The organism is Bacillus sp. 11C, assembly GCF_055486375.1.
This window is the reverse complement of the sequence record NZ_JBUPVZ010000012.1, coordinates 1-13535: the sequence shown is the minus strand read 5'-3', so window position 1 is coordinate 13535 and position 13535 is coordinate 1. Positions and strand designations below refer to the sequence as shown.

Annotated in this window: 9 protein-coding genes, 7 tRNA genes and 1 pseudogene; 2 read left to right on the top strand and 15 right to left on the bottom strand. The window is 44.0% G+C overall.

The window, feature by feature from the left end; all coding sequences use genetic code 11:
• Position 1: 1 nt before the first annotated feature.
• Together cotS and cotSA are read right to left on the bottom strand one after the other, a co-directional pair.
• Positions 2 to 1057, bottom strand: coding sequence for a spore coat putative kinase CotS (gene cotS, locus ACY3LV_RS15815; protein ID WP_289347942.1), 1056 nt, complete (start codon positions 1055 to 1057; stop codon positions 2 to 4).
• A 14-nt stretch (positions 1058 to 1071) separates the two neighbouring features.
• On the bottom strand, positions 1072 to 2205 hold the full coding sequence (gene cotSA, locus ACY3LV_RS15810; RefSeq protein ID WP_148962445.1) for a spore coat protein CotSA: 1134 nt from the start codon (positions 2203 to 2205) through the stop codon (positions 1072 to 1074).
• A gap of 188 nt (positions 2206 to 2393) precedes the next feature.
• On the opposite strand from cotSA, the gene cotI reads away from it, so the two are divergent.
• Positions 2394 to 3467 (top strand): spore coat kinase CotI, encoded by a 1074-nt coding sequence (gene cotI / locus ACY3LV_RS15805; RefSeq protein ID WP_148962446.1) that lies wholly within the window; start codon positions 2394 to 2396, stop codon positions 3465 to 3467.
• Positions 3468 to 3565: 98 nt separating this feature from the next.
• On the top strand, positions 3566 to 4033 hold the full coding sequence (locus ACY3LV_RS15800; protein WP_148962447.1) for a TspO/MBR family protein: 468 nt from the start codon (positions 3566 to 3568) through the stop codon (positions 4031 to 4033).
• A gap of 30 nt (positions 4034 to 4063) precedes the next feature.
• On the opposite strand, the gene glgP is transcribed toward ACY3LV_RS15800, so the two are convergent.
• From glgP to ACY3LV_RS15735, 13 genes and pseudogenes are all read right to left on the bottom strand, one after another.
• Positions 4064 to 6460 carry a glycogen phosphorylase GlgP gene (glgP, locus tag ACY3LV_RS15795; RefSeq protein WP_464864131.1) on the bottom strand — a complete coding sequence of 799 codons (2397 nt, stop codon included), beginning with the start codon at positions 6458 to 6460 and terminating at the stop codon, positions 4064 to 4066.
• Positions 6447 to 7901, bottom strand: a complete 1455-nt coding sequence (gene glgA / locus ACY3LV_RS15790) for a glycogen synthase GlgA (protein ID WP_464864130.1) — start codon at positions 7899 to 7901, stop codon at positions 6447 to 6449. The genes glgP and glgA overlap by 14 nt, the downstream gene beginning before the upstream one ends.
• On the bottom strand, positions 7898 to 8929 hold the full coding sequence (gene glgD / locus ACY3LV_RS15785) for a glucose-1-phosphate adenylyltransferase subunit GlgD (protein ID WP_148962450.1): 1032 nt from the start codon (positions 8927 to 8929) through the stop codon (positions 7898 to 7900). Before glgD ends, glgA begins: the two co-directional genes overlap by 4 nt.
• A 22-nt stretch (positions 8930 to 8951) precedes the next feature.
• On the bottom strand, positions 8952 to 10094 hold the full coding sequence (locus ACY3LV_RS15780; RefSeq protein WP_464864129.1) for a glucose-1-phosphate adenylyltransferase: 1143 nt from the start codon (positions 10092 to 10094) through the stop codon (positions 8952 to 8954).
• Entirely contained in the window at positions 10091 to 11974 is a 1884-nt protein-coding gene (glgB, locus tag ACY3LV_RS15775) for a 1,4-alpha-glucan branching enzyme (RefSeq protein WP_333562076.1), read from the bottom strand. The genes ACY3LV_RS15780 and glgB overlap by 4 nt, the downstream gene beginning before the upstream one ends.
• A gap of 323 nt (positions 11975 to 12297) precedes the next feature.
• A pseudogene (gene tnpA, locus ACY3LV_RS15770) lies at positions 12298 to 12619 on the bottom strand (IS200/IS605 family transposase); the annotation flags it as partial.
• Positions 12620 to 12817: 198 nt separating this feature from the next.
• Positions 12818 to 12889: transfer RNA gene (locus tag ACY3LV_RS15765), tRNA-Glu, on the bottom strand.
• 30 nt (positions 12890 to 12919) lie between these two features.
• Positions 12920 to 13010, bottom strand: a tRNA-Ser gene (locus ACY3LV_RS15760).
• A 3-nt stretch (positions 13011 to 13013) separates the two neighbouring features.
• Positions 13014 to 13088: transfer RNA gene (locus ACY3LV_RS15755), tRNA-Asn, on the bottom strand.
• A 10-nt stretch (positions 13089 to 13098) separates the two neighbouring features.
• Positions 13099 to 13175, bottom strand: a tRNA-Ile gene (locus ACY3LV_RS15750).
• A gap of 15 nt (positions 13176 to 13190) precedes the next feature.
• Positions 13191 to 13264, bottom strand: a tRNA-Gly gene (locus tag ACY3LV_RS15745).
• A gap of 10 nt (positions 13265 to 13274) precedes the next feature.
• Positions 13275 to 13350, bottom strand: a tRNA-His gene (locus ACY3LV_RS15740).
• Between the two features lie 21 nt (positions 13351 to 13371).
• A tRNA-Phe gene (locus tag ACY3LV_RS15735) sits at positions 13372 to 13447 on the bottom strand.
• Positions 13448 to 13535 lie beyond the last annotated feature (88 nt).

Below are 13535 nucleotides of genomic sequence, written 5' to 3'. Positions count from 1 at the left end.
GTCAATTCGCCTCCCGATACGCTTTTATTTTTTTATACAGTTCCGGCAGTTTATCCAAAAACGCATCTTTAGATTCTTCAACGGAAATCATATTTTGCAGCGCCCAGTTGTACTTCTCATCTGACCATGTTTTCTTTTGCTTCAAATAATATTTATGGCCGATTGCACAGAACAAATGCGGAAACGCCAGATCAATCCATAGCACTTCGTACTGTTTTTCTGTGAGCGGATACACTGCATCATAGGCTGCAAGCAGCGCAATCATGAAATCCGCATCCCATACAGAAAGCTTAACCATGACTTTATTCAGCAAAATGCGCAGATCTCTTGACGGTAAATCGTACGTAATCGAGTGAAGCTCCTTTAAAAAAGGCTCCCCGTCTACCTCAGTTAACCGCGCCAATGTAAAATCCTGAAAACAGAATCCGCCATGTTCATGCGTTTCTTTCGTCCAGTTTTCATACTCTGACTCATCAAGTGCTTGCAGTGCTTCTTTACCTCTGGCCAGCATTTTATCAGCATGTTTTAAGAAAGTTTGCGAAAATATGTCTTCAGGATAAGAGGCCGCGATCTGCATATTCCCTTCTAATTCCTGCAGCTTCCAGCGATACAATTTATGCCATTTTCCGAGCCTGCTTCTTTTCTTGCTTTCATCTGTGCAAACATATCCTTTTGACGCATGATGAAAATGGCCGGCAAATGACATGACTTTTTTCATTTGCTCTGCATCATAGTAAATCATTTCTTTACCTGTCACTTTGTCATATAAACTGTAAGAGACCCGATCCGTGCCTAAGCAGCTCCCGCCATTTTTTGTTTGATGAATCGGCGCTACCGGCAGCCCTTTCTCCTGTAAATGGGCATGTGCCTGAGTGATAAAAAGCATTCGCTCCGGCTTCATCTGCGCTTCTTTTAATAGCTTTGGGCCTTGATCAGTTTGTATCTCCCAGATTTTGCGCCCGCTTTTGTTTGATTTTAGTGCCACATGTTCGAAATGGAACGGATAATAGCTGAGAATATCGGACACAATCTGTTCTTCATGCTCTTTTTGGTACACTCTGTTCACCCCTTCTATCTGTTTCTTTCATACACACTGAGCAGATTTTCCGCCACCCTCTGCCAGCCGAATTGGCTTTCTGCCTCACGGCGGCTGTATTTCCCAAGCCGTTCGCGTTTTTCAGAACTGCTGAGCAAATCATTGATATGTTGGGCATATTGTTTAGGATTTTCAAAGTCATGAATGATATAGCCGTTTTTCCCTTCTTCTATGACTTCTGGATTGCCTCCTCGATTGCTTGTGATAATAGGCAGTCCAGCGGCCATCGCTTCATAATGCACCCTCGCTAAAGGCTCCTGCCATTGCGAAGAGCACACAAATACATCTGACATGGTATAAAGGCGCGGGATGTCCTTTGGCTTCACAAATTGAATAAATGTGACATGATCCTTTTGCATCGCACCGAGTGTATGAAGATGTTTGACATAGTTATTTAATTCATTATCTCCGAACCATTTTGACCCGATAAACACCATCATGACATCGGGATGCTCCTCGATAATGTCCGGCAAAGCCTGCAATAAAATGTGCGGGCCTTTGACTTTGCTGAGCCGGCCGACAAACAGGGCGATTTTTTTGCCGTGAAGATCCAGCTCGCTTCGCATATCATCACGAGCCCGCTGCCCTTCTTTCGTCCAGCGGGGATGGTACGCTTTCAAGTCCACACCGGAATACACGGTTTTTGTTTTTGATCGTGCTGACGGAAAACGGCTTGTGATCGTCCGGCCGATATAATCGCTGACCGTAACAATCTGCGCTACAGAATCAATGCAAATCTCGCCTTCTGTCTGGCTGATTTTATCGTAAGCGAACATTTCATTGTGAACGCTTAAAATAAAAACAGCGTCTGGCGCCTTTTTCTTCAGTTTCTGCACCCAGCTTGGGCGATTACAAACATGCACAAGATCAAAACGGCTCTTTTTCAGCTCTTCCCCAACAGCTTCTTCATAACGGTCTTCATCCAAGTGCACATAATGGACTCCGTCTGCCGTCTCTCTATCAGCAAGATTCGGATCTTTAATCGAAAACACCGTCACCTCATGTTTTTTGGCAATCAAAGGGGCAACCGCTTCTAGGTAGATTTGAATGGCGCCTCCTCGAACCGAGGGGACAGGAAGCTTCTCTGTGGCGATCAGTGCTATTTTCATACATAGCCTCCATTCCTGCATGTTTTTTAACTAGTTAAAATCATGATACGGCTGAACAACCAACTTGTGCGGAATAGGACTGCCCCAAAAACAAAACGGGTAAACAACCATATTCTTTTATACATATAGTCAAATATCTCAATCACTTTTTTCATTTGATTCATAAGGTAGGAGTAAAACAGGTAAGGATGTGTCCTTTAATGGCAGAAAACCAAGAAGTCATGGAGGAGGGGAATTCATCAGAGCTTCCTTTATCAGCAGAAGATGAAAGAAAATTAACGGAGCTGGCTGAAAATGTGCTTCAAGGATGGGATGTTCAGGCTGAAAAAATAGACGTCATTCAGGGTAACCAGATGGCGCTTGTGTGGAAGGTTCACACAGGATCCGGTGCGGTTTGTCTGAAACGAATACACAGGCCCGAAAAGAAAGCCTTGTTTTCCATTTTCGCACAGGACTATTTGGCAAAAAAAGGCATGAATGTTCCCGGCATACTCCCAAACAAAAAAGGCAGCCTATATTCCAAGCATGGCTCCTTTCTATTTGTCGTATATGACTGGATCGAAGGAAGACCGTTTGAGCTGACTGTAAAGCAGGATTTGGAGTTTATCATGAAAGGCCTTGCTGATTTTCACACAGCTTCCGTCGGGTATCAGCCGCCAAATGGCGTTCCCGTATTTACGAAATTAGGGCGCTGGCCGAATCACTACACGAAACGGTGCAAACAAATGGAAACGTGGAAGCTGATGGCGCAGATGGAAAAAGAAGATCCTTTCTCACTGCTTTATCTTCAGGAAATAGACAGCTTTATTGAAGACGGACTGCGCATCAAAGACCGGCTTTTGCAATCGTCCTATGTTCCATGGACTGAACAGCTGAAAAAAAGCCCTAACCTCTGCCACCAGGATTACGGAACAGGAAATACACTCTTAGGGGAAAATGAACAGATTTGGGTTATCGACTTAGATACCGTATCATTTGATCTGCCTATTCGAGATTTGCGCAAAATGATTATCCCGCTTTTGGATACGACAGGCGTTTGGGATGAAGAAACATTTCATGTCATGCTGAACGCTTACGAATCCAGAACCCCATTAACTGATCAACAAAAACAAGTCATGTTTATTGATATGCTTTTTCCTTATGAGCTTTACGATGTCATTCGCGAAAAATACGTCCGCAAGTCCGCTTTGCCAAAGGAAGAGTTAGAGTCAGCGTTTGAATATGAACGCATTAAAGCAAACGCATTGCAGCAGCTAATTTAAAATAATCATTCCCCCTGCATATCGGGGGTTTGATCTTTATAAGATAAAGGGGAAGGATAAGTATAAATGTAAAATAAATACATACGGAGGTTGCAAATATGAAGAAAATTCTCGGCGCCATAGCGGTTTTTGTGATTACGTATGCGCTGTTTTCAGCCGCAGGCTACCTGTTTCCTGTTGACCAAGAATGGTACAATTCACTAAAAAAACCGGACTGGACGCCACCCGGCTCCGCGATCGGCATCATTTGGGCCATCCTGTTTGCGCTGATCTCCCTTTCAGCTGCCCTTGTGTATGCCGCGTTTTCATTTAAAGACGCGAAAAACTTTTGGTTTATGCTTTTGATTAATTATGTGCTTAATCAGGCATTCAGCTATTTTCAGTTTACGCAAAAGAACCTGCTGGCTGCATCGATTGACTGCCTGCTTGTCGCCATTACAGCATTCATATTAATGATCATAGCAAAAAAATACAGCAGAGCCTCAAGCTATCTTCTGCTGCCTTATTTTTTATGGAGTGCATTTGCGACGTTCTTATCCTTTACAATCTATTCAATGAACCTGTGAACCAAAAAAGCCGCTCTTACAGCGGCTTTTTCACATCATCGGCTGGATTCCCCAAATGTCTTTCGCATATTCCCGGATCGTGCGGTCACTGGAAAAATAACCTGAATGGGCAATGTTTACAATCGAACGCTCAGACCATTTCCGCCGATCGCGATAATCAGCTTGAATACGCTCCTGCGCATCGGCATATGAGCTGAAATCCTTGAGCACAAAATACTCATCATTATGCGGAAGCAGAGAGTCATAGATCGATTCAAATTCATCTGCTTCCCCTTCAAAAAAACCATTAATCAGCTGATCCGCCACCTGTCTGATTCTGCGGTCATGCTGATAATATTCCCTCGATCTATAGCCGCCGTTTTCCTGATACGATAAAACGTCATCCGCCTTTAAACCGAATGTGTAAATACAATCTGATCCCACCCGCTCAAGAATCTCAATATTTGCGCCGTCATGTGTGCCGATCGTCAAAGCGCCGTTCATCATGAACTTCATATTTCCTGTACCAGACGCTTCCTTGCTTGCGGTTGAAATCTGTTCACTTACATCCGACGCGGGAAAAATCCGCTCAGCCATAGAAACTCTGTAATTTTCCAAAAAAACAACCTTAATCAGCTGCTTGACTGCCGGGTCATAGTTAACCTTTTCTGCGACAGAATGGATCAGCTTAATGATTTTCTTGGCATAATGATAGCTTGGTGAAGCCTTTGCCCCGAAAATAAAGGTTTGCGGATAGATAGAAAATCCCGAGTCCTCCTTTAGACGGTTATACAAATACATAATATGAAAAACATTCAGCAGCTGCCGTTTGTACGCATGAAGCCGTTTCACCTGTACGTCGAATATGCTGTCAGGGTTCACAACCACCCCAGCCGTACAAAAAATCAAATCAGCAAGCTCTTGTTTTTTCCTGCTTTTGTTGTTTTGAAACTGCTCAATAAACGCGGGATCTGAGGCGTACGGTTCTAAGCGGATCAGTGATTCCGGCCGTTTTACCCATTCATTGCCGATCGCCTCCGTGATGACAGCAGACAGACCTGGATTCGCTTTTAGAAGCCAGCGTCTGTGGGCAATTCCATTCGTTTTATTGTTAAAACGATTCGGAAACAGCAAATGAAAGTCGCGCATCTCCCTTTCCTTTAAAATATCAGAATGGATTTTGGCAACGCCGTTTACACTGTAGCTGCCCACTATGGCCAGGTGAGCCATTTTGACAACACCATGCGCCGTAATCGCCATGTCCTCTATCCTTTTCCAGTCTCCGGGATACTTTTCCCAAACCGCACGGCAAAACCTTTCATTGATTTCTTCAATAATCATATACATTCGCGGCAGCAGCGGCTTAAACAAATGAATCGGCCATTTCTCAAGCGCTTCTGACAATGTCGTGTGATTTGTATAAGAAATCGTATGTACGGTGATATGCCAGGCCTCTTCCCAGCTCATGTTCTCTTCATCAAGTAAAATCCGCATCAGCTCAGGCACCGCAAGCGCAGGATGGGTGTCATTAATATGAATGCTTACTTTTTTATGCAGGCCGGACATAGATTTATTCGTTTTGCGGTAATTGTTCACAATGCTTTTTAAGCTTGCGCATACTAAAAAATACTGCTGCTTCAACCGTAAAATTTTCCCCTCGTCATGGGTGTCATCAGGATATAAAAATTCTGAAACGGCTTCTGTTTCCCGCTTATAAGACAAAATATTGCCGCCGTGATAATGCGCATAGGGCTCGGCATTCCATAGCCTCAATGTATTGACGGTCCCCGTTTCATAGCCGATAATCGGAATATCATAAGGAACAGCGGTAACGATTGTAGCTTGTTCATGCCGAAAATGCAGACGCCCGTTTTTTTCTGTCACATGCACCTCGCCCCAAAACGGCACGTCAACAGCCTGATCCGCATTTCTTACTTCCCATACGTTTCCGTTTTTCAGCCATTGTTCAGGCAGCTCCACTTGATGCCCGTCTACAATTTTTTGCTCAAACAAGCCGTGCTTATAACGAATGCCCATTCCGTGTCCCGGCAAGTTCAACGAAGCGAGAGAATCTAAAAAGCAAGCGGCCAAGCGCCCAAGCCCGCCGTTGCCCAGACCTGCATCGCTCTCTATCTGAAGGATCTCCTCTAAATTGATGCCGATATCCTTCAAGCCTGCTTCTACCACATCACGAACGCCAAGATTCATTAAATTTTGTTCAAGGAGCTGACCGAGAAGAAATTCGATTGACAAATAATATGTCTGCTTTCCGGAATTGGACCTGCTCTTTTCATTCGTCTGGATCCACTCAGCGCTGATATACTCTCTGACCATATTGCCCAACGTTTTATATTGGTCCAGCTTGGCAGAGTCTCTAAAGCTTTTTCCGCACGTCATTTCCAGACGCTTTAAAAATAAGGCTGCAAATCGTTCTTTACTCGAGAACATCCCGTCCACTCCTTGTCACATGCTCAAAAATGCGCTGATACTCTTTCGCTGACTTCTCCCAGCTGTAATCTGCGTTCATTGCGGTCTTCATGAGGCTCTTCCATACATCCTTTTGGCGATAAAACGACAGCGCCCTCTCAATCGTATATTTCAGATCATGCGCATTGAAGGCGGAAAACGTAAAGCCATTGCCCGATCCCTCTTCCTCCTGATAGGAATGAACAGTATCATAAAGACCGCCCGTCTCCCTGACAATCGGAATGGCGCCATATTGGAGAGCAATCAGCTGGCCCAAGCCGCACGGCTCAAATTTCGAAGGCATCAAAAACAAATCAGAGCCCGCATAAATTTGATGGGCAAGCGGCTCGTCAAACCCAATATACGCACGGCACTTCTCATAAAAAGCAAATTCTGCATACCGGAAATAGTCTTCAAATTCACGTTCCCCTGTACCCAGCACAATCAGCTGTATGTCCTGCTCCTCAAGGAGTTCGTGCATAATCCTGCGCACAAGATCAAGTCCCTTTTGCTTAGTGAGCCTTGTCACCATACTGATCAGCGGAATATCGTTTCGCTCTGGAAGCCCCATCCGCCGCTGAAGCTTCGTTTTATTTTCTTCCTTGCATGCAAGATGCTCCGAATCGTAATGCGCAGCTATATAAGGATCGCTCTTCGGCTGATAGAAAGAATCATCAATGCCGTTTAAAATGCCGGTTACATCATTTTCCCTATATCGCAAAACCTGATCCAGCTGTTCACCGTAATAAGGCGTCAATATTTCATTTCTGTAAGTCGGGCTTACAGTTGTCACATGATCAGCCGCAATGATGCCCGCCTTCATAAAATTAACGAATCCGTTGCATTCTAACTTTTCATAATGAAAATGATCCATCTCAAGCCCTAGCAAGTCATGTGTGACATCAGGCGGAAAAATGCCCTGAAACTGCAGGTTGTGGATCGTGAGCACACTTTTCATCTGTTCATAAAAAGGATGTTTCCCGTATTCCTCTTTCAGCAAATAATTGACCATTGCTGTATGCCAGTCGTGAGTATGAACAATATCGGCTTGAATATTTACAGCTTCGACTGCCTCCAGCACAGCTCTAGAAAAAAAAGCAAAGCGTTCACCGTCATCATCATACCCGTACAACGAATCCCTGTTAAAATAATATTCATTGTCGATGAAATAATAATTCACATCATCATCGGCCATATGTTCAATTCCGCAATATTGCTGACGCCAGCCGACGGCTACCGTACACTCAGCCGCTTTTCTCATGCGCTTTTTCCAGCGTTCAGGTATTTGGCTGTACTTCGGCAATATCACAGCTACTTCATTGCCTAATCGCGCAAGTGCCTTTGGCAGAGCGCCGGCTACATCGGCAAGACCTCCTGATTTAACAAACGGGGCGCATTCAGCTACAGCAAACAATATCTTCAAGAATTCATCAGCTCTCCTTGCACCAAACCTTTTCTTAATACAAGCGGCTGCTCGGCTGTTCCCGCAGCCTCAGTCGAATTGCCGATTTTAACGTCCTTATCAGAAATAACCTGCTCAAGCAGACACTCCTCGCCAATCTGCGTTTTTTGCATAATAATGCAGTTTTTTAGCTTCGTTCCCTTTCCGACATGAATCCCCCTGAACAATATGCAGTTTTCAATCTCTCCTTCAAGCACACAGCCATTTGCCACCAAGGAGTTTTTAACAGTGCTGTGTTTTCCGTATTTCGTCGGCGGCTCATCCTTCACTTTTGTATAGATCGGCTGCTGCGGCAAAAACACCTGCTGCCAAAACCGAGGCTGAATGAGCTCCATACTGTGGGTATAATACTTTTCTACCGAATCAATGACTGCAGCATAACCTGAATATTCATAAGGGCAAATGGTCAAGGCGGCTGATTCTTTTTCAACAGCCTCCTGAATGGTTTTATAGCCTTTTTCACGATGTCCATAGATCAGATCCTTCAAAAGCGTTGTAGACATGATATAGATTTGCAGCGACTGGCCGTCCTGAAATACCTCTGTGATGTCGCAGCCAACCTCCTGGTGGCGTTTCAGCACAAATTGAAATTGAATGTTGCATACGGTATGACTGTTGGAGATGACAGCATATTGCTGTGTGCTTCTATGGAAGTAATCAAGATGGTCTGAAAACTGACGGAAAGAACCGAATTCATCATATTCTTGATGAAGGTGGGGCGACGGGAAAAAAAAGAGACCATCCTTTTTTCGATGCAAATCCCATTCCTTACCCGCTCCAAGATGATCCATAAGCGAACGGTAGCGATACTTCGGAAAAATCGCGACACTCCTAATATCCGCATTCACCATGTTGGAAAGCATAAAATCGATCAGACGGTACCTGCCGGCAAAAGGGATTGCCCCCAGCGACCGCTGTGCCGTTAAATCCTGAAGAGAATGCTTATATGTGGTTTCATCTATAACACCTAACATTTGATTATTAAACACTGACTCTGCCCCCTCTTCAGTATTAGATCCATTCTTTTTCTACAAATTCCCCGGAAACGAGCAGCACCTCCTGAATGTCTTTTTCGGACTGAATCACTGCGCCATCCGGAAGCATCAGACCATTAGGAACGATGGCATTTTCAATCACTACATGCTCGCCAATCGTCACATCCGGCATAATGACCGACGATGTGACAGTCGCATGCTTACCGACAGTAACACCTTGAAAAAGAACGGAATGAGTCACATTTCCATACACAACACACCCTTCATTCACAAGCGAATCATTTACCTGTGCGTCAGATGAAATAAATTGCGGAGGCTGATTCGGATTGACGGAGTAAATTTTCCAATTCCGTTCAAAAAGCTTCAGCTCCGAGTCCTCTTGTAACAAATCCATATTGGCTTCCCACAAGCTCTGCACTGTTCCGACATCCTTCCAATATCCTTTGAACGGATAAGCAGATAGCTTCTTTTTCTCCTCTAAAAGCAGAGGAATAATGTCTTTGCCGAAGTCGTGGCTTGAATAAGGATTTCGGTCGTCCATCTCAAGATACTGTTTTAAAAGCGGCCAATTGAATATATAAATTCCCATTGAGGCAAGATTGCTCTTAGGGAATTTGGGCTTTTCATCAAAATGTGTGATCATCCCATCTGCATTGGTCTTCATGATACCGAACCGGCTTGCTTCCTCCCACCCCACTTCGATGACAGAGATCGTTACATCCGCTTTCTTTTCAATGTGAAAATCAAGCATTTTGCCGTAGTCCATTTTATAGATGTGATCTCCTGATAAAATCAGCACATACTCAGGATCATACTGATTCAAATAATTGAGATTTTCATAAATGGCGCTTGCTGTCCCTTTATACCATTTGACTTCTGATGACTCGGCATAAGGGGGTAAAACCGTCACGCCGCCATTATGTCTGTCAAGGTCCCACGCACTGCCGATTCCAATATAGGAATTCAGCTCAAGCGGCTGATATTGTGTTAAAATTCCGACTGTGTCTATGCCTGAATTGGAACAGTTGCTGAGGGTAAAATCAATAATCCTGTATTTTCCCCCGAAAGATACAGCCGGTTTGGCCATATTTTTTGTTAATCCGCTGAGACGGCTGCCCTTCCCGCCGGCAAGGAGCATGGCTACACATTGTTTTTTCATCTTTTTATCTCTCCTCTTTTTTTAACCGCCCGTAAAATCGAAATGCCGTAAGGGGGAATGGTCATCGTGATATAACCCGGTTTATGATGTAAAGCTCCCGTTTTGGACGCTAACGGCTTTTTGTTAATTTGTCCTGAGCCTCCATATGTTTCACTGTCGCTATTCAGCACTTCGATGTATTGGGTAAGAAAAGGAACTCCAACATCATATTGATGATAGACCGCGGGTGAAAAATTACAAATGATGACAAGCGCCTCACCGTGCCTTTTGCCATAACGAATAAAAGAAAAAATCGATTGTTGGTCATTATGGACATCAATCCATTCAAATGACTGTGCACGATGATCATGTTCATAAAGGATTTTGCTTTTTTGATAAAAACGGAGAATATCTTGCGTAAAAACGCTGGCTTTCCGATGCATGGGGAAGGAGTCCAAAAACCAATCAAGCTGCTCTGTGTCTTTCCATTCATCAAATTGGGCAAATTCTGTTCCCATAAAAATCAATTTCTTTCCGGGATGAACCGTCATATAACCGAGCAAGAGCCGATACTGGGCAAATTTCTGCCAATAGTCGCCAGGCATTTTATTAAGAATTGATTTTTTTCCGTAAACGACTTCATCATGAGAAAATGGCAATACAAAATGTTCTCTAAACGCATACAGTAATGAAAAAGAAATAAGCTGATGACAATACCGCCGTTCTTCTGGCGGCGTCTCCATGTATTTCAGTACGTCATTCATCCAGCCCATATTCCATTTAAAATGAAAACCGAGCCCCCCTTCCTCAGCGGCACCTGTCACTTGAGGCCATTCCGTTGAATCTTCCGCAATCATCATGACATGCGGATATGCCTCTCTCATCGTTTGATTGAGTTTTTTTAAAAACCCAACAGCATATGGATTCGTGTGGCGTTCATCCTGATTTGGCCAATACAGGATATTAGCCACTGCATCAACCCTAAATCCATCTATATGATAGAGTTCCGCCCAGTACAACGCATTAGAAATTAAAAAACTATGAACTTCCGGTTTTCCCAAGTCAAAGTTTGCCGTTCCCCATAGCCAGTTCTCCCGATCACGTTCATCTTGATATTCATAAAGAGGCCCTCCATCAAACATATAAAGGCCATGTGCATCTTTACAAAAATGTCCGGGGACCCAATCCAGAATGACTCCGATGTTTTCTTGATGGCATTCATCGACAAACCTCATCAAATCATGAGGCGTGCCAAACCTGCTTGTCGGGCTGTAGTACCCCGTTCCTTGGTATCCCCAGGAACGATCATAGGGGTGTTCATATACCGGGAGCAGTTCGATATGGGTAAACCCATGCTTTTTGATATAAGGAATAAGCGACTGACTTAAATCTTTATAAGAGTAATGCCTGCCATCAGAATGTTTCTTCCAAGAACCGAGATGAAGTTCATAAATAAAAAGTGGTTTCTCATACAGCGTCTTAACCTTTTGTTTCTTTTGCCATTTTTGATCTTGCCAGCTGTATCCTGCCAGATCATAAGTCAGTGACGCTGTATGAGGCCGGACTTCTGAATAAAAGGCGTATGGATCTGCTTTCAGCCTGATCTCACCGCTATGAGTCACGATTTCATACTTATATCGTTCCTGTTCTGCCAAGCCCGGAATAAATAAAGTCCAAATGCCGTTATCGTTCACTCTATGCATCACATGCTGTTCTCCTGACCAGCTGTTAAAATCCCCAGCTACTCGAACTTCTGACGCATGAGGCGCCCACACACAGAATTCATATCCGCTTTGGCCATTCAGCTCACGATAATGCGAGCCAAATAGCTGATAGCTTCTAAACAGACTGCCTTCGTGATAAAGATAAACATCATGTGCTGTCGGGCTGGCAGCGGTCATGTAATCATCCTTTCTGACATCATAGTTTTTATATATAGTATTTATTCGAAGAAATAAAAAAAAGCCCTTTCATGAAAGCGCTTATACTTATTGACATTTAAATTCATTTTCTGAAGAAAAACGAAATATATGGAGATTTTTGTTGCTTTTTTATAGAATAAAGCATGAAATAGATCAAGAATTATATAAAATAATGACCACCCGTTATCACGGGTGGTTTTCTCTGCGGCTGAAAGCCCTTGTTACTGACCAAACCCTAAAGGACTTCTGATTGGTTCGCCTTATGTACTACTTCTGCTGACCAGACCTCAAAGGCCTTCTCCCTATTTCCTTTTCTTTTTCTTGACCTCTTCACCTGTGAATGGATCGATATATTCGATCATTGTTAATTGTTCTGCCACGATATCATCTTGTATCTATTTCGTATATATTCTTCGATTACCTTTTTGTTTCTCCCAACCGTATCTACATAATATCCAGCACACCAAAATTTCCGGTTCCCATATCTGTATTTCACATTTGGTGACGATCAAATATCATTAAACTACTTTTTCCTTTCAAATATCCTATGAATGCCTATTCACTTATCACTGGCGGAATGCTCACTAACATATGGATGTGATCTTTGCACGCTGTTGCTTCTATGTGTGTGCTAGACTATTACTGTCTTTTGACATTATAACTCCTCCGTATGCTCATATTTTGGTTGGCGAACCAAAAATATTTAGCACCTCGGAGGAGTATTTTTTTATACCACGCTGGAAGCTTTTTGGAACCTCAGGCCTAGCCGAGGGTTTTCTTTTCCACAATAAAAAACCTTGCAGAATATGCAAGGTTTTTGGATGACCCGTACGGGATTCGAACCCGTGTTACCGCCGTGAAAGGGCGGTGTCTTAACCGCTTGACCAACGGGCCGATGATTGAGAACTTCTAACTGTAATCATATGGCGGAGAAGGAGGGATTTGAACCCTCGCGCCGCTTACACGACCTACACCCTTAGCAGGGGCGCCTCTTCAGCCACTTGAGTACTTCTCCATTTGGCTCCACAGGCAGGATTCGAACCTGCGACCGATCGGTTAACAGCCGATAGCTCTACCACTGAGCTACTGTGGAATATAAATCATGGTGGGCCTGAATGGACTCGAACCATCGACCTCACGCTTATCAGGCGTGCGCTCTAACCAGCTGAGCTACAGGCCCATGACAATATAGAAATGGAGCGGGTGATGGGAATCGAACCCACGACATCAGCTTGGAAGGCTGAGGTTTTACCACTAAACTACACCCGCAATTTTTATTTGGGGCGATTGATGGGAATCGAACCCACGAATGCCAGAGCCACAATCTGGTGCGTTAACCACTTCGCCACAACCGCCAAAATATATATATTGATAAATGGTGGCTCGGGACGGAATCGAACCGCCGACACACGGATTTTCAGTCCGTTGCTCTACCAACTGAGCTACCGAGCCTAAGTATTATTTAAATGGCGGTCCGGACGGGACTCGAACCCGCGACCTCCTGCGTGACAGGCAGGCATTCTAACCAACTGAACTACCG